The following is a 25223-nucleotide window of genomic DNA, read 5'->3' as shown; positions in this document are numbered from 1 at the left end:
TAAGCTGTAGATCAGCGGTATTTTGGGGAGTGGCTCAACGCCATCACTGGCAGGTGCGATATGTCTGGAACCAATGACGACTTCGAAGATGACGATCTGGAGCCCGTATGGGCATCGCCAGATGATGCTGAAGACGATTGGGATGATTCCTTCGAAGGTGACGACGACTTCGATGAGGGCGATGAGTTCTCTGCCGAAGGTGGCGATGACTTCGGCGATGATGATTTTGAAGAGGATGGCGGCTTAGAGGCCGACGATCCATTCGATGATGACGAATACGGCGACGAGTTCGGCGATGATGGTGGCGATGAATTTGCCGCCGCCGACGATGATTTCGACGACGAGTTTGAATCCTCATACGATGATGAGGATGAAGACGGCGGCGAGTACGGTGATGAAGACGACTTCGACGAAGACGGTGTAGACGAAGACGGTGCCGCTGGCGGCGATGACCGCACGTTCATTCAAAAGCAAATGCCAAACCTGATGATCGGCGGCTTTGTGCTGTTTATCGGGTATTTCGCGTATTCATTTATTCTGGGCGGCGGTTCTGAGCCACCGCCACCACGGCAAACCTTGCCACCGGTTACGGGGCAAACAGCGCAGAACCAGAATGCGCCGGATCCAAGTGGTCCAACGCAGGTTGCAAACAATACGCCTCAACAAGCTGATCCATTGGCGCCTGGCATTCCAAATGCACTGCCTGGTGATCTTGGTAATTTTGTGCAGCCGGATCCACTTACGCCGCCGATTGGTCAGCCTGTGGTGACCGGGCAGGGCGGTATTGGCGATCTCGCGAATAACCTGCCGGGTATAGACAATATTCCATCCCCGGATCTTTCCCAGGTGTCGCCACCAAATCTTGGCCTACCACAGCCAGTGACCGGCGGCATTCCAACCGATTTAGGTGGGTTGCCTCAGCCAGCTACGGGCGGCTTGCCAACTGACCTTGGTGGTATTCCTGATCTCGGGGGGCTACCACAGCCAGCGACCGGCGGTTTGCCAACCGGTGGCGGCAATGTTGATATTGCAAGCCTGGGTCAGCCAACAACACCAGCGCCAATCGGCGGGGGCGCACCGAGCCTCCCACCACCGACAACGCCAGGTACTGGTTTGTCTCCATCTTTGGGGCTTTCCACCGATCCGCTGCCAGAGCCAGTACAAGCGCCGGCGCCTGCTCCTGTCGCGGCGCCTACGCCCGCGCCTGCCGTACAGCTGCCGACCGGACTATCCGGTGGTGTGTCACAAGCTGACCTTGACCAGATCGCCACCAATCTCCGCGGTGATCTGAGACAAGAGATCCAGAGTGGTATCAGCTCTATTCGTGGTGAGTTGCGATCAACGGTTGAGAGCGTATTTGAAGAAGAGCGTGTCTTGCTCGAGGCCAAGATCAACGGCTTGGAGCGTCAGATTGACCTGATCCGCGAGCAGCAAGAGGTGATGGCCTCTGCGCCGACGCCAGTCGCAGTGGCACCAGCCTCGGCGCCGGTTGCTGAGCCAACCGCTATCGAACCTATGATGGCTGAAGCATCAGAGCCAGCAACGCCAGAACCGGAGACGATGGAGGTTGCGGCAGCAGCCCCGGATGCAGTGGCTGATTTGGAAGCGCGCATGAACCAAGCGCTTGGGGTTTCTGGTGGTGCGGATGCTGCAGCCTCGGGTGAGGCTATGATGGAAGCATCAGAGCCTGCTTCAGCTACCGCTGCGCCAACCCCGGTTGTTGCAGCCGCGCAGGCAGATCGTCCACCAGTGATCCGTCGGTCAGCGGCGCCACGCACACCACCACCAGTGCCGGCACAGAAACCTGGTCGCTTCTTGGCCCAAGGCCCATTGACCCAGCCCGGCCCATTTGGTGCCCGCCTGCCGGTGCAAGTTGCCCAAGCTCAGCTGGCACAACCTAGTGGCGCCTATCTGCTGCGCGGTGTGGCTGCTGGTACCGCTTGGGTCTCTGCCCAAGACTCCGGCACGGTTCTGACGGTTAATCGAGGTGATTTCCTGCCTGGTCTAGGCCGGGTGACCGAAATCCGCCGCAGCTTCAACGGTTGGGAAGTGGTCACCGAGCGGGGCATCATTCGCCAGTAATATGAATTGCGCGCTAACCCTTGCAGGTTAGCTAGAGATTAAGCCGCCCCGTACAAGCACTGCGGGGCGGCTTTCTTATGGTGCTATGCGGCGGAAGCAGCACGCAAAACTCGACAAGTTGATTGTCGCAAAACCTTAACTCGAAAAATTCTAAAGCTCTTGAGATACTTCAATCTTGGGGTTTGCGGTTTGCGTCCACGGTTGATTTGCCTGAAGGGCTGATCTGGGTAGCGAACTTTTTGGAGGGTGTACAAAGATGGATGAGGCAATCATCAGGTTTGGCGAGGCGTTATTCGGCAGCGATGCTGTTAGCACCCGCAATGATGGTACCTTCGGCGATGGCATCGCCTTCATTCTCGTTGCAGCCTTCTGTTACATCGTCGGCCTATTGATCATGGTGCAGTCACTTGTTCGACTGTCCCGCGCCTCCCAGTTTTCTGGCGGTTTCTCGCCAACCCAATCCCTTTACGCTGGTCCTATTGTTGGATTCCTAGTCGCTGGCCTACTGATTGGCCTGCCTGGGACATTCCAGACCGTTAATGAAACCATCTTCCTTGAAGAGGGTGCCAACAACATTCTGTCCTATCGTGGGCTTGGCGATGGCTTTGGTGCCGGAGGAACAGTGATTGCGTTTGCTGATAGGTGGAATCAGGTTGTCATTGTCTTGATCCTGATTGTCCAGTTGGTGGGCTGGATTGCCTTTGTTCGGGGCATCCTAATGCTTAAACGCGCTGCGGAAGGGTCCGGGCAGGCGTCCTATGGAACCGCTGCTACCCATATTCTGGGGGGCGTTATGGCGGCGAACGTCATTGCCTTGGTTGACCTGATACAGGAGACGATTTGTGACAGTAAGTGTCTAGTTGCGGTCACTTAGCGAGGAAATCACAGGTAGAATCTGTCATCTTTATGCGGGTCAGTGGGGCAATAAGTAAATATTATCAGTCAGTTAACCGCTGCCTAAGAGTGTAACAAAAATTTTGTTATAATTTGGGCAAAAATGTTGATAACAAGGCATGCAGGTTGACGAGTTAGTGGGTTGGCGCTGCTGATTGCGGCAACAACAGCTAAGGAAATCATGATCATCGTGAGCAAGCGACTTGTCGAAGCTGGCGTGATCTGCAACCTCCCAGCACTCAATGTTGAGAAGCCGGGTTCAGGATGAGGGGCATTAAAATGAGAAACAAAACAATAATCGCGATCGGGTTGGCCGTTGCGGCGGTTGCCGTGGTCCCAACCTCTGAGGCGTTGGCTAGCGGTGGCATTGCCGGAATGGGCGCCCAGCTCCAGGGGCAAATTGGCTCGCTGACTGATCTTATTGGTGCGGCTTCCTTCATTGTTGGCCTGGTGTTTGGTGCCAGTGGCCTGCTGAAGTTCAAGCAGCACTCTGAGAACCCACAGGGCACGCCATTATCCCACGCTATGGTTCGCCTGGTTGTGGCTGGTGCGCTGATCGCCCTGCCAGCAGTGCTCGGTACCTCGGTCGGTACGTTGTTCGCCAACGGTCCAAGCTCTGTCACCAACTCTGGCGGCGGTAACCTGACTTCGATCACTCGTCAGTAGATTTATTGGTTGCCGTGTGTACAGGCGCGGTTTTGAAATCCAGAAAGCTAAGTTTCTGAACTAAAGGATGGCTACAATGAAAAAGCGTACTCTTCTCATCGCTGGTGCAAGCCTTATGGCGGTTGGTGCCAGCCTTCTGATTGCTTCACCAGCATTGGCCAATGGCGGTATTGCCGGCATGGGTAACCAGCTTCGCGATCAGATCGGTTCCCTGACTGACCTTATCGGTGCGGCTTCCTTTATCGTTGGCCTGGTGTTTGGTGCCAGTGGTCTGCTGAAGTTCAAGCAGCACTCTGAGAACCCACAGGGTACGCCATTGTCCCACGCCATGGTTCGGTTGGTCGTGGCCGGTGCACTAATTGCGCTGCCGGCGGTGCTTGGTACCTCTGTCGGTACTCTGTTTGGTAATGCTGGGAGCAACTCCACTGATGCGAATGGTGGTGGCCTGACCTCTATTACCCGTCAGTAACGAAATTTGGGGCTGGCTTTGGCTAGCCCCGTTTCTTTTTCTTCGGCGCGAGCCGATTTATGAAAGGACCATGAAAATGGCTAAGTTTACTCGTAAAAAACTTCTAATGGTCGGCGCTGCGCTGTCGGCTGTTGGTGTCTCCATGATGATTGCAACCGAAGCATTAGCCAACGGCGGTATTGCCGGCATGGGTAACCAGCTTCGCGATCAGATTGGTTCTTTGACCGACCTTATCGGTGCGGCTTCCTTCATCGTTGGCTTGGTGTTCGGTGCCAGTGGCCTGCTGAAGTTCAAGCAGCACTCTGAGAACCCACAGGGCACGCCATTATCCCACGCTATGGTTCGCCTGGTTGTGGCCGGTGCACTGATTGCGCTGCCAGCGGTGCTCGGTACCTCGGTTGGTACTCTGTTTGGTAATGCTGGAAGCAACTCCACTGATGCAAATGGTGGTGGCCTGACGTCAATTACCCGTCAGTAATCGATAGCGGCATTAAGCCCGCTATTGAGGGTGCAAATCTCAGGAAACCGCCCGGTCATTGGCCGGGCGGTTTTCGTTTGGTAATCTGAGTGCTCTTCAACTCACCCCGGCGCTAGCGGCGCTGGTTGCTTTTTAGAAGTTTGAAACGTGGCCGCATCTGAGAAGAAAAAGCAGAACGAACTACGTCTGGTCCTAGGGGCTAAGCGCGCGACTTGGCGCGGCGAGGACGAGGCTAATGCCCAAGCTGATGAGCGCTTTCGTGCCGTGAAGCCGAAGGTGTTCAAGCGGGATCAGTTCAAATGCAAATTCTGTGGTTTCCAATCCCGTAAATGGCAGGAAGTGCATCACCTGGATGGTGATCACAGCAATCACGACCCCAGAAACCTCGCCACCATCTGTAGTTTTTGCCACATGTCCTTCCATATCGGTCGGGCTGGTCTAGCCGGTGAGGGGGAGCTGATCTGGCTGCCTGAGCTCTCGCAAACGGAGCTGAACCATTTGAGCCGCGGTTGCTTTGTCGCCATGCGTACGAAGGGCACAACCAACGAAGCCGGGGAGTCCATCTTCTCTGGCCTCCGTATCCGGGCTGAGGAGGCGCGCCGCCGTCTGGGCACCAGTGATCCCGCAGATTTGGGTGAGGCGCTTCTGGCTATCAGTGAAGAAGCTTATGAGAAGCGGGCAGAAGTGTTGGATGGTGTTCGCCTCCTGCCGTTAGGCCGGAAATATGTTGGTGAGCGGGACGTCTTCCCCAAGATGGTTGATTTCTGGGTGTCTCGCCATGGCCCCTTTGCAAAGTCGCGGCCGAAGCAATGGCGAGCGGCGGCGTCCAAGTTGGTTAAGCGAATTCCAACCTCTTAAGGCTAGGCAGGGCGACGGGATGCAGCGGTGTTGGCCCCGTGCAACCGCGAAAGCGCTTTCGTGCATCAAATAGTCACCTCGCCATCGCACCCCTTGTTCAGAACCGGTTCCACACGTATCATCTCTGTTCTTGGGATGGGTTCAGTCTAGGCCATTGGATGGGAAACCAATGGCTTAACTGGGAGTAAAGGCGCTACTGCGTGGCTATTCTCGATCATGTTGATCAGATACTGGCAACTCTAGCCTTAACGGCTAAGCAGCCTATTGGGTCGTTGATGGCGTTAGAGACCGTCGACGATAAACGCACATTCGTGGGTAATGATGGGTCGTTGATGACCCTGATGCGCATTGATGGTGCGCGTAAAATCGTTGGCGGCGTTGAGCTTGAAGAGCTGAACGAAGGCGCCCGTATCGCATTGGCTCCTTATCTCGATCGAGCTGGCCATGCGTTCCAGGTCTGGTTTGTCAGGGACCCCGATGGCGCACCAACCTCTGTTGCTCGGGCATTGCAGCCGGCGGAAAAAGCAGCGAGCGCAATTGGCCTAGAGCTCGATGATTTGTTCAATGAACGTAAGCGCCGACTGCCGAGCTATTTGGCGGCTGAAGGCTTATATATGGCGCTCTGGACGCGCCCCGTCAGTCTCACGAAATCGCAGGCTGAGCAGGCCAAAAAAGAAGCCGGGGATTTCCTAAAGGGACAGCCCAAAAACGTACGCGGTATGCGCTTGGCCTTTACGCCGGAGAATATCCGCTCTCGACACCTTGGCTTTATCACCTCTATGCAGCAGGACATGTCGGCGCTGGGGCTTCGCTGTGAGCTGATGGAGGTGCATGAAGCCCTCCGGACCATCCGAACCGCCGTTTACCCAGATACGATCGATAATCAGTGGAAGCCCAGCTTGCCTGGCGATCCGACACCAAGTCGCGGCCTAGATGGAGGGGAGAAGAACGATATCTCCGCGCTGATCTGGCCGACCTTGTCGCAACAGATGTTCAACCGGGATGCCGAGCAGATATCACCGACGGCGGTCCGGGTCGGCGATTTGCTGTTTACGGGCGTTGATCTGACCCTAGCACCGGAAGAGGTTCAGGCATTCTCTGCATTGCTGTCCCGCCTGACTGAGAACCGTATGCCCTGGCGCATATCCTTCCTGTTTGAAGGTGGCGGTGCAGACCAAATTTCCATGAAGGGCATATTTGCATCCCTGCTGACCTGGGCCTCTGATGACAACAAGCGGATCAACAACGCCATCAAGCAGTTGAAGGCCTCCACGATCGAGGGTGAAACGATTGTTAAGTTCCGGGTGTCTTTCGCCACCTGGGCAAAGGTTGATGAGGAGAAGGTGCTGCGTGAACGTGGTGCTGTACTCCTTCGGGCGATTGAAGGCTGGGGACACTGCCAGGCATCCGATATGGCCGGTGACCCACTAGAGGGCGTCATGTCTTCTGGTCTGGGACTGGCGGTTCGATCAACGGCCCCAGCAGGGATCGCCCCCATTAAGGATGCGGTCTACTGGTTGCCATGGGGCCGCGCGGCAAACCCTTGGAAGGCCGGGCCGGTTCTATTCCGAACGCCAGATGGTAAGCCCTGGCCATATCAACCGGGCAGTTCACAGCAGACATCTTGGATCGATCTGGTCTTCGCGCCGCCTGGTTACGGTAAGTCGGTTTTGATGAACACCATCAACCTGGCCTGCTGTCTAGCGCCCGGCACTAGCACCGGGTCAGCCAAACTGCCGCGTATCGCGATCATTGATATTGGCCCATCATCATCTGGTCTGGTGTCCCTGATGCAGGAGGCCCTGCCAGAGGGGCGGAAGCATGAGGCGATGTATAAACGCCTGCAGATGCGCCCAGACAACGCGATCAATCCGTTTGATACCCAGCTCGGCAGTCGCCATCCGCTGCCATCAGAGCGTGCGTTCATCGTGAACCTTCTGACGCTCCTCGCGACCCCGCTTGGTCAGCCCAACCCTTATGATGGGATGAGCGACTTGGTCGGTATCGTTGTCGATGAGATGTACAAGATGTTCTCAGAGGCCGGTATGCCGCGCCCTTATTCCCAGGGCGATGACACGACGGTCGATCAATACATCAAGGACCACAATATCAGCCTCCAAGAGAAACCAACTTGGTGGGAGGTTGTTGACGCCCTTCATGACTCTGGGAATGAGCATGGCGCCATGCTGGCCCAGCGTTACGCCGTTCCGGTCCTTCAAGATGTGGTTGTGGCCGCCCGTTCTCGCGCGGTTGAGGATCTGTTCGCTGATACCAAGATCCCTACTGGTGAGAGTGTGATCGTCGCCTTTACGCGGATGATCTCGGGCTCGATCCGTGAATATCCAATTCTGGCCTCTCCGACCCGCTTTGATATTGGCGGTGCTCGTGTTTGTGCGCTTGACCTTGATGAGGTTGCGCCGCGTGGTGGTGCCTCGGCCGATCGTCAAACGGCGGTTATGTATATGCTGGCGCGGTATGTGTTGGCGCGGGACTACTTCCTCAATGAGGAAGTGCTGAAGAGCTTTACGCCATCTTACCGGCCCTTCCATATGGCCCGTATCCGGGAGCTTCGGGAATCACCGAAGCGCCTTATCTATGATGAATTCCACCGTACCGGTGCGGCGGATGCCGTTCGGGCCCAGGTAAAGATCGATATTCGTGAGGGCCGGAAGTGGGGCGTGCAGATCTGCTTGGCATCTCAGCTTCTCGATGACTTTGATGACCAGATGGTCGATCAGGCGACGGGTATCTGGATCCTTGGCGCCGGTAGTGAGGGCGCCGTTAAAGAGTGTACGGAGCGGTTTGCTCTCGGTGCGACGGCGAAATTTGTCCTGCGTCACCGTTTGAGTGGCCCAACCTCCGCGGGCGCGCCGTTGATGGCCGTTCTCTCGCTTAAAGATGGTCGCTACGAACAGTTCCTGGTGAACACGCTTGGCCCCGTTGAGCTTTGGGCCATGTCCACCACCGCTGAAGACGCGGAGATCAGGAAGCGCCTTTATAACAGGGTTGGACCCAGGACAGCTCGCTCCCGGCTGGCCGAGCGGTTCCCATCTGGATCTGCGAAAGGCGAGATTGAGCGCCGCGTTGCATCCATGGCGGAAAGTGCTGATGACGGGCTCGACGAAGAAGCCGCTAACAGCTTGATTGATGTGATCGTCGAGGAGTTAGTGCAGATGCGCTCAACTGAAGAGTTGGAGGCGCAAAGCGGCGGTAAACTGGCCGAGGTTGCTGGCTACGGGAAACCTAAAGGCAGCGGTGGTGAGCGAAAGGGCAAGCCACGTAAAGGACCGTCAAAAGGCAAACGCCCGCCTGCCGGTGCCAAGAAGAAGCGTCGACAGGTGCCTGCCGAATAGCGTGCTTGAAACAGAGTCTCCGACACGACTCGCTCTAAAATTTTCAACTTTTTGAAGTTTGGCCATCAAATCATTTGGTGGCCTTCTTTGTGTTTGGGCGGGCGAATCCGGCCCGACTCGGGCATTTTGTGGATAACAACTGCACTTTACAGTGCACTTTTTGAACATTGGCTATCCGGGGCGGTACCGCGATTGACAGCTTAGGGTGATTTCGATCCGATCACATATCTGAGAAGGGATGTTTGAGGGCGAGGCCCGCACTGTGAGCAAAGTATTGAGCAAGCTGCGAGGGGTGGCGGCCATGGCCGCGATGGCAATCGGCGTGTCCGGTTGCACCGGCGTGCCGGCACCATTTGAAACGGCAGCAGCGATTTCACCGCCCTCGGTCGTGACGACCTTGGACCCTGTGTCCCAGTCGTTACTTGCAGCCGCAGAGCGTACATCAACGGCCTTAGATCGTCTGTCTTTAGTTGAACAGACGAGAACGCCAGTGCCTGACCCGGGGCGGGTGGCACAGGCGCCGCCGGGGCTGGACCGCAAGGCTAATATTGATTGGAACGGACCGCTGGCATCGCTGGTGGCAAGGATTGCTGCTGAGGGTGGGTATGAATTCCGCACCGTTGGCGATCAACCGACCGTGCCAATCGTCGTTGATATCACTCGCGATAATGAGAGCTTGGTCGAGATACTCCGCAATGTTGGTTATCAGGCGACAGGCCGTGCACTGGTTTCGGTTGATGTAGCCCAGCGCCGAATTGAGGTCCGATATGGCCCTAACTAGGCGTAACCCTCGCAGTATGTCATGGCTTCCACTGGTGCTGATCGCCGGTGTGTTGCTTGCTGCGTGCGGTCATGCCGAAGATCCGCCGCGGTTGCGGGTCGATCTGCCTGAAGCATTGGCACCTGATTTGGCTGAGCCGCTTGAGCTCACGACCTTGCAGGAGCTTGCCGCCGAGATTGATGAAGACAATCTTGGCCCGGTCCTGTTTGAGGGTCTGCGCGATGCTGCACTTATGGTTGGCGCGCAAGCGGGGCTAGCCCGACGTTCTTTCCAGATTAATGCGATGCTGGAGCGTCATGAGCTTCAGCTGAACCGTATTTTCCAGTTACAACGCCTAGCGATCACCGCACCGAACGGTTCGATCGTCATGCCGCCAATCGTTAATGAGGTATTGGACCTCTACCGTGTTTCCGGTGACGGACAGGTGGCTTCATCCGCCGACACGATCTACCGCATCGTGCAACCGGGGCGCATCGTAACCACCATGCCCAACTGGCGTGATTATCTTGTCCGCACCTGGGATGAGGTGGAGATGCCGGCCGCTGAAATCCTGCCAAAGACGGATGAGGAACGCACAGTCTGGCGCCGCTATGTGGCCGAGGGCTGGAAGCAAGGCATTGCCCAGGCTGAGGATATTTTTGAGGCTGATCTGGCCAAGCTGGAGCGCGATGTCGCTGGCATGGTCCGCTACCGTGCGCTGGTGGCCCAGGGCATCCTGTCTGAAATGTACTTCGCCGCAGCTGACCGTGGTGTTACCGGCGGTGGTAATGAGCTGAAGATTGGTGATCGCCTGGTACGGATCACCGTACCTGCACGCTTGAATGAACGGTCCAGCACCTGGACACCAGTGGTGGTGAGGCCGAAATCATGAACAAGCCGGTGAAGGGTGTTCGCCTGAAGAAAAAGTCAGCGATGATGCTGGTTGAGCCAAGCCGGCTCTCCGACGACGCCATCGATGATGTCTTCAAATGGTGCTTCGAAATTCAGGCCTCAGATATCACGTACCAAACCGGGCAGCCGGTTTGGGCCGATGTTTATGGCCGTATCCAACCGGTGACTAAGCGGCGGTTGAGCCCGGCTGAGGTTGTCGATGTTCTGAACCGGATTTATGGCCCCAACGGTGCGGCCCAGATTGCGTCTGGTCGAGACATCGATATCGCCTATGAGGTGAAGGTTAGTCGTAACCAGCGTTATCGCTTCCGTATCAATGCGACCGGTATTCTTGTTGATGGTACCGACGGCATTCAGATCACGGCCCGTACCTTGCCGGAAGATCCACCCAAGCTCTCATCAATGAATGTTGAGCCGGAGATCGTTGAAAACTACTCACCGCGACAAGGCATGGTGCTCGTCACCGGCCCAACCGGTTCGGGTAAGAGTACGCTGCTTGCGGGGATGATCCGCGGTCTAGCCGAAGATCCTGATGCCAACCACAAGATCCTGACCTACGAAGCGCCGATTGAATTCGTCTACGACAATGTGGCTGGGCCCTCGACGATCATCTCTCAAACCGAGATCCCGCGTCACCTACCAAGCTTTGCGGCCGGTGTTCGTAATGCGCTGCGTCGTAAGCCGACCATCATTCTCGTTGGTGAGGCGCGGGATGCTGAAACTATCGCCGCCTGTGGTGAGGCCAGCCTGACGGGTCACTTGGTTTTCTCAACGGTTCACGCGAATGGCGTTGCAGAGACCATCCGACGGATGAGTGCGGTTTTCCCCGCTGAGGAGCGGCAAGGCCGCGCGATCGATCTTATGGAATCCCTGCGCATGGTGATCACCCAGGCGCTGCTTCGAACGATTGACGGCAACCGGGTCGCGATCCGGGAGTACTTGGTCTTTGACGAGTATGTCCGGGACAAGATGCTCCAGTTTGATGTGGACGATTGGCCCGATGCGTCGCGGCAACTGCTGAAAGAGCGCGGTCAGACCATGGAGATGGCGGCTCGAAAAGTGTTTGAGCAAGGCGTCATCGACGAACGGACGCTGAAACTTGTAACGGCGCGCGCCGAGGCGGGAGGTCACTAACCATGGCTCACTGGCGCGACACCATGCGACCCATGCGGTTCTTCGGCATCGATGCCCGGGCAACGATCCCGTTGCTCTTGTTCATCATGCATGCCGAGACCTGGACCTTCATGTTGGCCGTTGGCACGGCGACCCTGTTTACGTTTTTGGAGCGTAAGGGCCTTACCGTGCCTGCCGCGATTAGGGCGGGTCGCGCCTGGATTGCCGGCGAGGTTCGGCCAGCCGTGCCGTGGTGGGAGCGTCGGCACCATGTGGATTATCGGAAGTAGGAGCGGTGGCCCAGTCTTGGGCCGGGATGAGAGCATTGATGATGAGTTGGAAACCAACTGAACAGCAGTCACCGGGACGGACCGCGGGAGGCCATCGATGAGCAAGCGAGTGGTCATTCACCTTCGGCCTGACGTGCCGGTTGAATGTGATTTCTTGGATGCCTATGCGGCCATGCCGCGTCGGGCGGAATGGGTGAGGCGCACCTTGCTGCGTGGCTTTGTTGAAGAACAGCGCCGCCGCAATAGTGATGGCCGGATGCAAGAAGAGGGCGCCTTCGATGGCGACCCGTATGACGCAAGTGGATTGATTGGTGGCGGTATTCCGCTGCCTAGCCTGAATGGCGATGCAAAAGGAGATGACCGGTGATGAACCGTCTCACGAAGCTCATGGCGGGCGCTGTCGCCATACCAGCTGCTGCCGTTTTGGCTATCGGGCTGAATATGTCCGGGATGCCAGCATTGGCTGGATTTGAAATTGTGGATCGGCCACCGGAGCCCATTGGTGGCACCGGCGAGGATGAGGCCCTTGTTGAGGGTTTCGGTAAGGATCTACCGCTCGATCTCGTGGTCGCGCAGGTGGTGCCACCCCGCTTCCAGGTGGTCTTTGAGTTCGATGTCGATCGAACCGCAACGACATCTTGGGCAGGCGGTCGTCCATGGCGTGACGTACTGACCGAGGCGGTTGCCCCACTTGGCCTCTCTTTCGTTGAGGATGGCCAGGGCAGCCTCATGGTTGTGCGGGCGGCGCCACGGGTTGCATCACCAGAAGAGCAGGCCTTGGCAAGCTTCGGTGAGGGGCAGCTCGCCGGCCCTGAGGAAGTGCCAGCCTGGACCGCGCTCGGTGGTTCAACGCTTCGCCAAACACTGGATGAGTGGAGCGGCCAGTCCGGCTGGGTCATCGCTTGGGAAACGGAGCGGGATTACCCACTTCGTGCCTCAGCCGAGTTCTACGGCGATTTCCAGACCGCGGCCTCTAACCTGATCCGTGCGTTCTCGCGCGCAGAGCCACCAGTTCGGGCAACAGTCTTCAAAGGTAACCGCGTCATTGTCGTGACCAGCGGCACTGATAAACAGGATTAATCATCATGAAAAACATGAAGCATTTATCGGGCTTGGGCCGCCACGCAGTTGGATTGCTGGCTGGTGTCGTTGTCCTGACCGGTTGCCAAGCCTTCAACGCAGCCGAAGTTGCGATGCAGGTTGATGCCGCTGAGGCGCGGGTGACATTGGACCGCTTTGTTGAGCGGCCTGGTCCGCTGCGTGCCCCTGATACGGTTCAGACCGATGACGGTATCTGGCTTGGTGGCAATAGTGTTCGCATCGCTAAGGGCGACCCGCTACCACGGTCCACCGATATGGTGACCCTGATCTCAGCAGAGCCGCTGGGCATTCAGGATATCGCGACGGAAATCACTACCCTGACGGGTATCCCGGTACTGATCGACTTCACGGTTGATGAGTTTGGCGGTGCTGCGCCGATCCCCGGTGATCCAACACTGGGAGCTGGTTTCGGTGCTGCTGGCGGGTTTGGTGCTGCTGGTGGGTTTGGTGCGCCAGGTGGTGCGCCCGCACCAGTTGGATTTGGTGGTGGCTCATTCGTTGAGCCAAGCGGCGATACTATTCAGCTGTCTTATTCCGGCCCCCTTGGTGGGCTTTTGGATTTGTTGTCCACCCGGTTCAATACAAACTGGGAGTACAAGAACAATACGATCCGCTTCTTTGAGCTAGAGACCCGGGTCTTCACCCTTTTGGCACTCGCTTCGATCCTCGATACCAATACAACGGTCGGGACGACGGCATCTGGTGATGCCGACACGGGTGGCTTTGGTCTCTCATCCAGCATTGAGGCAAGCAGAAGCACTGCCACCGACATGTTCAATGAGATCTCTGAGCAGGTGATTGGCCTGGTGGGGACGAATGGCCAGGTAGCCGTTTCGCCCTCCAGTGGCACGCTATCGGTGTCTGCCCGTCCGCATGTTCTCGATCTAGTCGCTGAATTCATTACAGAGCAGAACGAGAAGCTGTCTCGCCAGATATCGCTGAATGTACAGGTTCTATCAATCGAGCTTGAGCAGTCAGATGCTATTGATTTCGATCTTTCCCTGTTCTTGGAGAATGCGCTTCAGGTCACAACGACTACACCAGGTACGTCGCTTGATCCTGTGGCATCCACTGGTGCGATTTCTGCCTTGGTCCTCGATCCAATTGTTGGCGGGAGCGAGAACCTCGACAGCATTGCTGGCAGTCGGGCAACAGCACGGGCAATTGCCCGTGAGGAGAAGGCCTCGGTTGTGAACTCTGTGACGCTCGTGACCACAAATGGCATGACAGTTCCGTTCCAGCAGGTGACCCAAACCCGGTTTATTGCCGAGGTCGAGGAAGAAACTGAAGATGGCGGCGATGGTGGCGACACAACGACGATTACGGCAACAGTCGAGGATTTGGTGACCGGTTTCTCGATTGAGATGACGCCAAAGATCCTCGCCGATGGTGGTGTTGTGCTTCAGTATGCCATCAACATTAGTGAACTAGTCTCCCTGGTGAATGTGGCCTTGGGGCTTGGGGATAGCGCGGCGGCCGTGCAGATCCCGACGGTTGATGTCACAAGCTTTATTCAACAAGCCATCGTTCGAAGCGGTCAGACCCTTGCACTGGCTGGTTTTGAAGAGGCTAGCAACGACACAACTGAGGTTGGGCAGGGCGTTCCAGAGAATATTGCTCTTGGTGGCTCCAAAACGGCCGAAGTTGCCCGTGAGATTGTTGTTGTCCTGATTACACCAAAGATTCAGAACTCTAGAGAGCTTCTGCGTGGTGATTTGCTGTAATCGGTAGTGCTTTTAGGCCTTGCGGGGCGCTCGCTGAGACTAGCGAGCGCCCCGTTGGTGTTTAAAAAGCGTGTTGTTAAAACGACTCGCTCTACGAATCCTGCATGGGTGGGGCAAATTTCGCCCCGACTTACCGTGAACCTGCTGCTATAGTGCGTCTAATCAAGTGGGCTAGGCTTGATTTAAGGGGATTCGCATGCAGGATCAGGAACGATCGGGTTCGATTTCAGTCGCTGACCAGGAATATGCCGTTGGCATGTTCTGGCAGACTGCTGAAGATCCTAAGACAGCAAAGCGCGAAGCTAAGGTCGCGGCAAAGCAGGAGGTCAATCAGGCCGACCTCTTTGTCATGCGCGAGGGTTTCGTCGCTCAGTGGGCTATCGGCTGGACCAGCTATGGCCATAAATCCGGTATGCCTGCAGGGGCTGCGTGCCTTGCGGATGCGTTAACCGGTAACTGGCTGGCGGTGTTTGCTACTGATAATGGCTGGTGGTTTGTCGCCTCTCGCCGTGATGCCATCCTTCCGGATGGTGATGTTCTTTATGACAATGAGGATGAGCCGCGGACCCGGTTTGAGACCGAGTTCGTTCGTGGCGGCTGGGATCAAGTGTTTACCCCTGAGGAGTGGGGGATGGGTGGTGATACCACCCCGCTTGACGAGCTGCTGCAGGGGCATGAGGAGCCTAAGCTCTCCTATCTGAATGACTTCTTTAGCCGCTTGCCGAAGTCGGTGAAGATCGCGGCTGCGGCTTCTGTTGTTGGTGTCGGTGTCCTTGGTTATCTCGGGTATTCGATCTACCAGGGGATGCGGGCGGAGGAGATTGCGCGCCAAGAAGAGTTGATGCGTAAGCAGCAGGAGGCTCTGCGCGCCCGCCAGGAAGCTGAGCGGCTGGAGGCTGAGCGGCTCGCGGCGTTGAGAAATAAAGAGACGGTTGCCCGGATTTGGGAGGCTGCTTCCTTGCCGTCGGAGTGGGCTGTCTCTTGTGCTGCTGCTCTTGACCGGCTGTCGGTCGAGGTTCCCGGTTGGTCGATGCAGACGCTGCGTTGCACCGAAAGTCGCGCCCAGGTCGCCTGGACGCGTGTGCCTGGTGGTTCAATTGCGTCTGCTCAATATGGCTTGGATGGCATTGCGGATCCCGCGATCGGTGCCTCCGGCAATAATATGCGTGGTTCGCTCCGCCTGGATGGCGAGGCGAGGGGTGAGCAGGTGGCTTGGAAGTTGCCAGAAATTCGCCAGAACTTTCTTGAGTTATTTCAGGGGCTTGAGTCCCGTGTGATCCTTACCGAGGTAGCGCGCCCGCCAAAGCCGCCAGATGAGGACCCAACGCTTGCGCCGCGTCCGCGTCCGCCGGCCCATTTTACTTTCAGCTTTACCAGTGAGCTTCCGCCTCTTGTTTGGGCTGAGATATTCGATCGCTTCCCTGGAATGATCGTTGATTCGGCCGATTATAAGATTGGTGGAACCACCTGGTCGTATGCCGGTAGGGTTTACGAAGAATTAACCGATGAAGAAGTCCAACAGCAGAATGCCGCTCTGGAGGGTTAAAATGTTAGAAAAACGTTATTATTCAGGTGTTTCCGTCGCCTCGGTTGTTGCCGCAGCGATGATTGCAATCAGTGTGCCCGGGGCTTCTGCCTTGGCGCAGGGCGATGCCTCACAGTTCGCGCCCGATGCTTCTGTGTTCCGTCAGCTAACCGATCTGCAGCGCCAGATTTCGGTCCTCGAGCGCGAGGTTGTCCTGGAAGATTTGAGGCTTCGTCGCCGCGAGTTGGATCTCCAGATGCAAGAGCTTGAGCAGCGGAACGCGGATCGTCGTCTGGACCGTGAGCGAATTCAGCGCGAAGAGCGGGAGGCGCGTGAGCGTCTGCGTGAGGAAGAGGAGAAGGCGGTCCTAGAGGAGGAGCGTCAGCGCGCTATTCGTGAGGCTGAGGAGGATCTTCGGATCTCTGAGCTCCGCGCGCAGCGCGAGGCTTTGTTGCGCTCGCTAGAAATTCAGACTCAACGTGAAGAGCAGGCCTTAGAGGCTGAGGAGGCCGCAGCTGCGGCTGCAGCAGCTCAGAATGAGGCTGACAGCGCAGCTGAAGCGGCTGGTGTCACGGTGGACGCTGCCCAGGTTCGGCAGCGTCAACGGGTAGAGCGTACGGTTCCTCGTGAGGGCAGTTTGATTGTTGCGCCTGGTGCGCCGGTTGAATCTCCAACATCGCTTGTGGCAGACCCCAATCCTACGGTTGGTGCCGCTTTTGATGCCGATTTAGATGAGTTGGCGAGCTTGATTGGTGTGTCCACCCCATCTACAGCGCCGGCCGCTGAGCCAGCGCCAGAGGAAATTGAGGTTGTTGAGCCAGAACCTGAGCCAGAGCCAATCGCCCCGGTGGTTAAGCGTCTACGTGGCACAGGTGGTATCCTTCGTGCTAATCTAGTGATTGCAGAAGGGGGAGAAGTTGAGGTTTCAGAAGGCGATAGCATTCCGGGTGGGTGGACGATCACTTCGATCGTGCCCGATCGTGTCGTTGCGCGGCATGAAGATGGCGATGAGGATGTTCGGCTGATTTTTGCAACGCGCATTGCGATGGCTGACGAACCAGCATTGCCGCCAATGCCGGCGGTGGTGCCGGAGCCTGGCTTGTCTGGTGGATTTAATCCAATTGGAACAAACAGTGTCCAGAACGGCACCTTCCCGGTTCCTGGAGGATTTTCGGGCTTTTAATGACCAACTTGTTTGTTGAGAGACTGCTGGGGCCTAAATCTAAGAGCCTCAAATCGTCGAAAGCGAGCCCAGAGCCCGAGCCCGCTAATGCCTCTGCTCCAGATAATTTTGGGGCATCGGCGGAAAGCGGGAAGTCGGTTTCTGAGCCGTCATCGAGTTCAGTTGCCGCTGTTCAGGCCAAGCTCGCTCAAGCAAACAGCAAAGACACTGATGGCTCAGCCACAAGTGAGAGCGCTGGTTCTCACACGGAGCTGGAGGCATCAGCGGCTGAAGCAGCACAATCCGTGCCTCATGAGCCAATGGATTTCTCTGCCGCTAGCCGTCGATTTGAGGGTTTTGACAGTAAGGATGAGGACACAGAGGTTGGGCTTTCTGATCAGAGCGATAGCTTAGATAAGCAGAAAGATCAGCAGGCAGCGGATGCAGAACTAGAGTCACCTAAGGAAGCTGCGAAGTTAGAAGAGGATGTTGCCAAAGAGAGCGGCTCGCACTCTGAGGTGGCGTCAGCGAAGGAAGAACCAAAACCGGTAGCATCAAAACCTGCCCGTGTGCCGCCCAAGCCGACTATTGCAGAGAAGCGTCGGGAGAAGGGGGCTGAAGAAAATGATGCCGTAGGAGATGGTGCGAAGGTCGAACTGAGTGATCCGACGGAAGAGCTAGAGGCGGCCGATAAGGCGGCAAAGGATAAGCCGGATGTATCAGAGGCCAAGCCAGAAAAGGCGGTCGAAGAGCCAAAGGTAAAGATGCCTTCAAAGCCGGTTGCTGCGAAGGAGGCTAAGGTTGTCGCCCCTGTGATCGATGACCAGCCCAAACAAGAGGCTTCTAAGGAAGCCAAGGCTAGCAAGCCGGCAACACCGGCCTCTAAGCCTGAATCTAAGAAGGCAGCCGCGGCAAAGGTGGCGGAGCAGAAGGTCGAAGAACCTACGGTGTCTAGTAAGAAGCCTGAGAAGAAAGCCGAGAAGGCAGCGAAGACGCAGGCAGCCAAGCCAGCGTCGTCGGGGGCTGATTCCTCAAATGTGACACAGCTGAAGCCAACCCAGGCTAAGAGCGCTCAAGCTACCGCTGGGCCCACAGGTAAGGGTAAGGCCGATACCTGGGCTGCCGCCGCAAGTGCTGCCACGGGGGCGAAACCTGCTCGCCGTCCGTCTAAAGCCGCCGCATTGATTGCCGCTAAGAAAGCGGAGATGGCGAAGACCGATGATGCCGGTAGTGGGGCGGTGCGACGTCCAGATGCAGCGATGGCTGCACCAAAGCCTGATAAAGCCAAGAAGAACCCGGAAGACCTAACCTCTGAAGACATCACGATGATGATCGAAGAGGCTGGGGCACTTCTTACCGGTCCTGGCGGTGCGTATGAGCGTCGTCCTGAGCAACGAGAATTGATGGCGTTGTTTGAGAACGGCCTATTCCTAGTCTCACGCTCTCACATCGATGATCCGCATGTTCTGTCTTTCGCTGGTCTTCTGCGCCGTAAGGGCATGACCATCGATATGATCCCAGTTGAGATCGCTATCCTAGCCAAGTGCTATGAGAGTGGTGTCGGTGGTGATGATCAGGTCGTTAAGGCGGATGATGAAGCCACCTCCATGCAACGGGAGATCGTTCGGTTCATTGCCGAATGTGCCCGTCTGAAAGCCAGTGATGCGCACGTTGTTGTTAGCCATGGATCGGCGATTGTCCGACTTCGCATCGATGGGGTTTTGAAGGATTTCATGGAGTGGCGGTCTGCCTATGGGGCCGACTTCTGTGCCGCTGCCTTCGCGATGGCCGATGCATCGGATGCAAGTTATCAGCCCTATGAGTACCAAGCTGCACGTATTTCTGATACCAGCGTACGGCTTCCCGGTGGCGTGCAAGCCCTGCGTTTGCAGTTCAACCCACTCTCTTACGGCGGCCGCCATATGGTCGCCCGTTTCCTTTATCGCACCCAGGGTGTGGTCGGCGACGTTGATACGCTGGGTTACGCAGAAAAGCAGATCACCCAGATCAAGCGCATGCGGGCCGTGCCGATGGGTATCAACATCGTGGCTGGCCCAACCGGTTCGGGTAAGTCGACAACGCTGCAGCGTATTTTGAGTACGCTGATGCAAGAGCGTCGGAATGAGATCGCAACCTTCACGGTTGAGGATCCACCTGAGTACGTCATTGAGGGCGCACAGCAGATGCCGGTGACCAATGCGTCAACGGCTGAAGAGCGGAAAGAGAAGTTTAACGCAGCCATTCGTGCCGCACTCCGTAGTGACCCGGACGTGATCATGATTGGTGAGATCCGGGATTCTGAAAGTGCGAAGCTAGCCTTCGAAGCGGCCATGACGGGTCACCAGGTGTGGGCGACCCTTCACGCGGTTGATGCGCTGACCATCGTTAGTCGTCTGAAAGATATCGGCGTTGATGAGTTTAAGCTCTATGACCCTGCGGTCTTTACCGGCCTGGTTGGTCAGCGTCTGACCAGGGCACTATGCGATGGTTGTAAGATACCCATTATGCAGGCCCGGGATGAGGGCATGGTTGATGATGAGCTTTGGGAGCGTACGCTCAGCGTTTATAGCCGCGATATTGAGGGTATTTACGTTGAGGGTAAGGGGTGCCCGAAGTGTAATGGTACAGGCGTTGTTGGTCGTTCGGTTGTGGCCGAGGTTCTGCTGCCTGACGATGCCTTCATGGAATACATGAAGAACGACGATAAGCTCTCAGCACGCCGTCACTGGGTTGAGAACCTAAACGGTATCACCATGATGGGGCACGGTATTCTCAAGGCCAAAACTGGTGTGTGTAGTACCTACGAGATTGAGCGGATGCTGGGCCCACTAGAACTGGATCGTGATCGCGTTCGCAAGGTTGCCGCCGAGTAGATCATCAACATTTCGGCTCGTTGTCGGCGGGTCCTTTGGAGAGATTAGATGCCTTCGTCCTTAGAAATCTCATTTGCCAAGCTGCAGGTAAACGCGAAGGTTCGCCTGCGCCTTTACAAGAAGATTGCCGGCTTGCTTTCGAACGGTGTCTCCCTACAGGCGGCACTTGATGTCCTTTGGGACCAAGCAGCAAAGGGCGGTAAGAAAAAGGGTGATCCTGTCGCTGTCGCGATCGACTCCTGGCGCCAGTCCTATCGAAATGGCCGGCCCTTTGGTCAAGCCCTTGAAGGGTGGGCCCCGCTTGGTGAGCGGATGCTTGTTGAAGCAGGGGAGTCGGGTAGTCGCCTAGATGAAGCCCTATTGAATGTGATCAAACTGGCAGAGAGTTCCCAGGCTATTAAGGGGGCCCTGATTGGTGGTTTGTCCTATCCCGGCATCCTATTGGTGATGCTGGGCGGCATGCTCTACCTATTTGGTGTCCAGGTCATTCCAAACTTTGGCGCCCTATTGCCAGAAGAGGAGTGGACCGGCATGGCAGCCGGTATGCGGGTGATGGCTGCAATTGCAAATAACTGGCTGGTCCCAATCGCTATTGGGTTGGTCGTGTTTATTATCGTGTTCTCAATCACGGCCCCTCGTTGGACGGGGCGCGTCCGAGCCTTTTTTGACAAAATACCCCCATGGTCGATTTATCGCCTAGTTGAGGGCGGTGGTTTTCTGATGGCTGTGGCCGCATTGGTCACTATCGGTGTCTCGGTTCCTGAGGTGCTCCGGAAGCTGCGCCGAAACTCAACGCCCTGGATGCGGGAACGGATTGACAGTGCCCTCCGATATGTAAATTCCGGGGCTAACCTGGGGGATGCACTTCACCGTGGGAAATATGGCTTTCCAGATCCTGAAATTGTCGAAGATTTGCGAATTTATGCTTCGCTATCCTCATTTGATGAGAGCTTGAGGGCCGTTGCCAACGAATGGATCGAGACTGGTGTCGACAAGATTAAGGCGCAGGCTAAGGTTTTGAACACTATTGCTATCCTATTGATTGGCATAACAATCATGACGCTTTTGGGCGGTCTGTTTGACCTGCAGGGGCAGATCACAAGTGCTGCCAGCGGCGGTTAATTTGTTGCCCTAAAGCCACTTTCCCGAAATGGGGCAAAAATGTGGCGGCAATGAGACAATCGAGGGTGGTATTTGTGTCGGAAAGTTGCTATACCATACACCGTAACAGTCAGATGACTGTGTGAGCGCTTATTGGGGGCGCTCTCCATCTAGTACGGATGCGGCACAACATATTACGCCGCTAATCGGAGGTAGGGATAATGACGGGATTGAATTCTGTCGCTACGGCGACCAAGCGGCGTGTTCGCCAAGCTGGTTTGACCCTTGCTGAGACGCTTCTTGTCTTGGCTATCGGTGCTCTCGCAATTGTTGGTGGTACGCTGCTTTACTTGCAGGCAACCGCTGGCAACAAGCTGAATACCGGTATTAACCAGTTCGTGACCCTGCAATCGGGTATCCGATCGCTTTATGCTGGTCAGTCGAACTACGCTGGTCTCACCGACACGCTTCTCACCAAAGCAAACGCTGCACCTTCCGACATGGTTGTGTCGACCGGTACGCTGCGTAACGCTTGGGGTGGTGACGTTGTCGCTGCTACTGCTACCGGTGGTGACCAGTTCACCATTCTGTTTGAGCAGGTTCCAAACAACGCATGCGTTAAGCTGATCACCCTGAACCCAGGTGGTACCGGTGGTTCTGGCCTCGCAGATGTTGACGTTGGCGGTACTTCTATCGCTCTTCCAGTCACCACTGCTACTGCCGTTGGTGCTTGCAACAGCGCAGCTGATGATAACGACATCACCTGGACCTTTAACTAAGATCCAGTCGATAGTTTCAGGAAGACGCCTCGCACTTTGTGCGGGGCGTTTTTCTTTGTCCAATCGCCGCCTCAACTGCCCATAGGCCTTTTCTATCATTGGGATGCGCGCTTTCCGCTTGATCAAAGCAGGGGGCGCTATAGCATGGCGGTGAAGATTTAGAGCTCCTGCCGCCAGTGATTTATGAAACTCCGCGAACTCGCCTTTTCGGACCTTTGCATCAGCGTTGATTGTGAAGCGTTCTTGCGCGGTGTGCCTGGCCAGGTTGGGATTTTGGCGCCCCCGGAAGAGGTGGCGCCCGACCTTATTGGTCTTCATGCTGTTCTATCTGTCGCCGCGCGGGAGCGTGCTGAGTTCTCTGTACGGTATGACGGGGTTGTTTATCGCGTCAGCAGCGTCAGTTCCCAACAGGGTAAATGGTGGGTTTGCCGCCGTGGCATGGCCCGAATTCCTGGTATCTCAGAGCTTGGTGTGGCGCCAAACCTCGCAGATCTCATGGTCTCTCTCGCGCAGGACCGCGGTCTGTTCCTAGTTACCGGCCTTAACAGCCAGGGCAAGTCGACAACAGCGGCCGCCATGATGGCGTCTTGGCTGACGACATTCGGGGACATGGGCGTGGCGATTGAGAGCCCGCCCGAAGCACCGCTTGAAGGCCCTCATGGCGAAGCTGGCTGGTGTTTTCAGATCGATGCCGATGGTCATGAGCTCGCCGATGCATTGGCCCTCGCGCGTCGCTGGCGCCCAAAGTTCGCCTATCTTGGTGAGGTAACTACCCCGGGCATGGTGTCCCAGGCGTTGCGTGCTGCTGGTAGTCAGATGGCCGTTGTTACGACCATGTATGCTGCCAATGTGATCGATGCAGCGGAGGGCTTCGCCAAGATGGCGGAAGAGGTTGAGGGGGATAACGCCCTTAACATGCTGTCCGATGCCCTGACCATGTGTATCCACCAACGGCTTGCTGGCGATGACCAGCGGCTGGTCATGGATGTCCTGCTGCCTACACGGAAGCCGGATGATCCAATCCGGGCAGCCCTAAAGAATGGCAACTTCAGTGAACTTGAAGGCCATATCAGAAGTACGGGCGCGAAGCGTCCTGCTGCCGATTAACCATTAAAATTATAGAGATGGGCTGTTGGCTAGGTGGCCGGTTTTTCAGCTGCTGCGGCCTAGTGGCCGGAATGACATGTCAAACTTGCTGTCAGCCTTTTGTTTGGCCTCAAGGCCTAAGCTTGGGTTCAAGCGCTCGGTAATCATGCCGAGCATATGGTCCGCATACTTAACGGCGGATCGGGCATCAGCTTCGGTATAGTACTCGGATGGCACCACGGTGCCCACGGCGAGCAATGACAAGTCCTGCTCTTTCTGCAGCACACGCATGATTGGGCCCATAGAGGCGTCATCGCTTGCCCGTGGTGGGGCATCATCAGCAATACACCGCGCTGGAATATCCACCCGCTCATGAACCAAGAGGGCGAGGGTGGCGAAGTCGACAATCGTTCGGCTTTCTTTCACCACATCGGCATGACAGCCGAGTTGCATCAGCGGCTCAATCACCACGTCACGGCGGATCTGTGCCCGACGAAGATAATCAGTCGAGATGTCATCCCGCTTATTGGATGAGAATTTGATGGCAAGGCCGCCATGCTCGAGGCTGGGGCCACCGGCATCGCTGCCTAGCTCGCCATCGGTGATTGGCGTGTCGTCAGCCAATTCCTGCCCCCATCATCGCTCTTGCCCCTATCGCTACTGATCGGCTTCTGGACCCTACCTACGGCATTGCCCGGATCAACTTTGCGTTATCCCTGCCGAAACAACTGCTGATACCTTGTGACAACTATACGCAAGACCACTGATAAATTACCAGTCAACAATGGTTTTTTCGGCGAATTCAGCCGTTTATGGGGGTAATCTTGGGTGTGGCAAACTGCAAAGCGGCGCTAAAGCGGGCTGGAATCGCCAAGCATGCGCAAGCGGCAACAATATGCTAATTTTAGCTAAAATTTTTTCTAGATAGTGCGGGGATAGGGGATGAGACTCACTAATCTGAAACATGGGCTTGGTTTTGGCCCCGTTCAGGCTGATGGATTTGGCCGATTGGCGGCTATTGGCGCCGTGGCCATGATGATGGCTCTGCCAACGGCCATCGCTAACGCTCAGGACGTCAGCACGCCACCGGCGGTTACTGATGGCTCGGTTACGGTGCCACCGGCGGAAGCGACAGCAGGTATCCCGGGTGTCGGTTCTACGGCTGAAGGCCCGATCAATCCAAATGCCCCGGCGCTTCAATATCTGCGCAATCGAGGGAACGTGCTGCGCTTCATGGGGCGGCTTCACGGCCTAGACGCGTATTTTGCCGAAGCCGCCAATGGCAGCATCCAGACCTTCTATGTCGCACCTGATGGCACAGCGGCGATTGCTGGCCTGATGTTCAATACCCAGGGCCAGAACATCACCATGGGGCAGGTGATGAGCTTGATGCAGAACGATCCGCAAGCTCTAGCGGCCGCCACGCGCCTCCAGAACGAGGCGCAGCAGCAAGATGCGACCCGGGCACCGTTGAGCCCACAGCAACAGCAGGCAAAAGCCGAGGCTGTCCTGGATGCGGTTGATCAAACCAATTGGTTCCGCCTCGGTCAGCCAGAGGCTTCGGTGGTCTATATGATCCACGATCCGAACTGCCCGTGGTGTGAGCGGGCGATGGGGCATCTGGCCCCTGTTATTGCCCAGGGCCAGATCCAAATGCGGATCATCCCGGTCGGCATGCTGGCCGATACGAGCCTGGCAAAGTCAGCGGCGATTATCTCAAGCCCGAACCCTGGTCAGGCCATGCAGCGTTATGAAGGCCGTGCGGCATCACCACCGCCACCATCAACCGTGACCCAGGATTCCATCCTCCTGGTCCGGCAGAATGAGCAGTTCACCCGTGATTATGATTTGGAGGGAACTCCCCATTTCATCTTCCGTGGCTTTGACGGCATTCCGCGGATTATTCGGGGTATGCCACGCAACATGCCTGGAGATCTGGTTCGGTTGGTTCGCGGCAACTCCTAAGAGCTGACCACCAAGACATGAAAAAAGGCCCG

General features: G+C 56.5%; 22 protein-coding genes. 21 read left to right on the top strand and 1 reads right to left on the bottom strand.

All coding sequences use genetic code 11. From position 1 onward, the window contains the following. The first annotated feature begins 60 nt into the window (after positions 1–60). The 20 genes from KI792_07365 (at position 61) to tadA (KI792_07270) (ending at position 23247) form a co-directional block, all read left to right on the top strand. Complete coding sequence (locus KI792_07365; protein MBV6632835.1) at positions 61–2082, top strand: hypothetical protein; 2022 nt, start codon at positions 61–63, stop codon at positions 2080–2082. A gap of 256 nt (positions 2083–2338) precedes the next feature. Then, the gene (locus KI792_07360; GenBank protein ID MBV6632834.1) at positions 2339–2956 is read left to right on the top strand and encodes a hypothetical protein; all 618 of its coding nucleotides are present in this window, start codon (positions 2339–2341) and stop codon (positions 2954–2956) included. A 299-nt stretch (positions 2957–3255) separates the two neighbouring features. After that, positions 3256–3642 carry a hypothetical protein gene (locus KI792_07355; GenBank protein ID MBV6632833.1) on the top strand — a complete coding sequence of 129 codons (387 nt, stop codon included), beginning with the start codon at positions 3256–3258 and terminating at the stop codon, positions 3640–3642. A gap of 76 nt (positions 3643–3718) precedes the next feature. Continuing rightward, positions 3719–4111 carry a hypothetical protein gene (locus tag KI792_07350; GenBank protein MBV6632832.1) on the top strand — a complete coding sequence of 131 codons (393 nt, stop codon included), beginning with the start codon at positions 3719–3721 and terminating at the stop codon, positions 4109–4111. Positions 4112–4187: 76 nt separating this feature from the next. Next, the gene (locus tag KI792_07345) at positions 4188–4589 is read left to right on the top strand and encodes a hypothetical protein (protein ID MBV6632831.1); all 402 of its coding nucleotides are present in this window, start codon (positions 4188–4190) and stop codon (positions 4587–4589) included. A gap of 147 nt (positions 4590–4736) precedes the next feature. Then, entirely contained in the window at positions 4737–5447 is a 711-nt protein-coding gene (icmJ, locus tag KI792_07340) for a type IVB secretion system protein IcmJDotN (GenBank protein MBV6632830.1), read from the top strand. Between the two features lie 275 nt (positions 5448–5722). Then, positions 5723–8800, top strand: a complete 3078-nt coding sequence (locus tag KI792_07335; GenBank protein MBV6632829.1) for a hypothetical protein — start codon at positions 5723–5725, stop codon at positions 8798–8800. Between the two features lie 301 nt (positions 8801–9101). Next, positions 9102–9581 carry a DotD/TraH family lipoprotein gene (locus KI792_07330; protein ID MBV6632828.1) on the top strand — a complete coding sequence of 160 codons (480 nt, stop codon included), beginning with the start codon at positions 9102–9104 and terminating at the stop codon, positions 9579–9581. Between the two features lie 16 nt (positions 9582–9597). Then, complete coding sequence (locus tag KI792_07325; GenBank protein MBV6632827.1) at positions 9598–10452, top strand: type IV secretory system conjugative DNA transfer family protein; 855 nt, start codon at positions 9598–9600, stop codon at positions 10450–10452. 44 nt (positions 10453–10496) lie between these two features. Beyond that, complete coding sequence (gene dotB / locus KI792_07320; GenBank protein MBV6632826.1) at positions 10497–11606, top strand: Dot/Icm type IV secretion system ATPase DotB; 1110 nt, start codon at positions 10497–10499, stop codon at positions 11604–11606. A 2-nt stretch (positions 11607–11608) separates the two neighbouring features. Further along, positions 11609–11875 carry an IcmT/TraK family protein gene (icmT, locus tag KI792_07315; protein ID MBV6632825.1) on the top strand — a complete coding sequence of 89 codons (267 nt, stop codon included), beginning with the start codon at positions 11609–11611 and terminating at the stop codon, positions 11873–11875. Between the two features lie 97 nt (positions 11876–11972). Then, positions 11973–12242 carry a hypothetical protein gene (locus tag KI792_07310; protein ID MBV6632824.1) on the top strand — a complete coding sequence of 90 codons (270 nt, stop codon included), beginning with the start codon at positions 11973–11975 and terminating at the stop codon, positions 12240–12242. Then, positions 12242–12955 carry a toxin co-regulated pilus biosynthesis Q family protein gene (locus tag KI792_07305; GenBank protein ID MBV6632823.1) on the top strand — a complete coding sequence of 238 codons (714 nt, stop codon included), beginning with the start codon at positions 12242–12244 and terminating at the stop codon, positions 12953–12955. The genes KI792_07310 and KI792_07305 overlap by 1 nt, the downstream gene beginning before the upstream one ends. 5 nt (positions 12956–12960) lie before the next feature. Further along, positions 12961–14700, top strand: coding sequence for a hypothetical protein (locus KI792_07300; protein ID MBV6632822.1), 1740 nt, complete (start codon positions 12961–12963; stop codon positions 14698–14700). A 196-nt stretch (positions 14701–14896) separates the two neighbouring features. Beyond that, a complete protein-coding gene (gene pilO2, locus KI792_07295) occupies positions 14897–16246 on the top strand; it encodes a type 4b pilus protein PilO2 (protein MBV6632821.1) in 1350 nt (449 codons plus the stop codon). A 1-nt stretch (position 16247) separates the two neighbouring features. Continuing rightward, complete coding sequence (gene pilP, locus KI792_07290) at positions 16248–17408, top strand: type IV pilus biogenesis protein PilP (protein ID MBV6632820.1); 1161 nt, start codon at positions 16248–16250, stop codon at positions 17406–17408. Continuing rightward, positions 17408–20260, top strand: a complete 2853-nt coding sequence (gene tadA / locus KI792_07285; protein MBV6632819.1) for a Flp pilus assembly complex ATPase component TadA — start codon at positions 17408–17410, stop codon at positions 20258–20260. The genes pilP and tadA (KI792_07285) overlap by 1 nt, the downstream gene beginning before the upstream one ends. Before the next feature lie 48 nt (positions 20261–20308). Then, positions 20309–21382: a type II secretion system F family protein gene (locus tag KI792_07280; GenBank protein ID MBV6632818.1), complete on the top strand. Its 1074-nt coding sequence runs from the start codon at positions 20309–20311 to the stop codon at positions 21380–21382. 200 nt (positions 21383–21582) lie between these two features. Further along, entirely contained in the window at positions 21583–22140 is a 558-nt protein-coding gene (locus KI792_07275) for a hypothetical protein (protein ID MBV6632817.1), read from the top strand. Between the two features lie 183 nt (positions 22141–22323). Next, positions 22324–23247 carry a Flp pilus assembly complex ATPase component TadA gene (gene tadA, locus KI792_07270; protein ID MBV6632816.1) on the top strand — a complete coding sequence of 308 codons (924 nt, stop codon included), beginning with the start codon at positions 22324–22326 and terminating at the stop codon, positions 23245–23247. Between the two features lie 45 nt (positions 23248–23292). On the opposite strand, the gene KI792_07265 is transcribed toward tadA (KI792_07270), so the two are convergent. After that, on the bottom strand, positions 23293–23850 hold the full coding sequence (locus KI792_07265; protein MBV6632815.1) for a hypothetical protein: 558 nt from the start codon (positions 23848–23850) through the stop codon (positions 23293–23295). Positions 23851–24168: 318 nt separating this feature from the next. Here KI792_07265 and KI792_07260 point away from each other — a divergent pair, with 318 nt between their 5' ends. After that, positions 24169–25191 (top strand): thioredoxin fold domain-containing protein, encoded by a 1023-nt coding sequence (locus KI792_07260; GenBank protein ID MBV6632814.1) that lies wholly within the window; start codon positions 24169–24171, stop codon positions 25189–25191. Positions 25192–25223 lie beyond the last annotated feature (32 nt).

This window comes from Alphaproteobacteria bacterium SS10 (assembly GCA_019192455.1).
Lineage (GTDB): Bacteria > Pseudomonadota > Alphaproteobacteria > TMED2 > TMED2 > TMED2.
The sequence above is the reverse complement of the archived record's forward strand: the minus strand, read 5'-3'. Positions and strand labels throughout refer to the sequence as shown.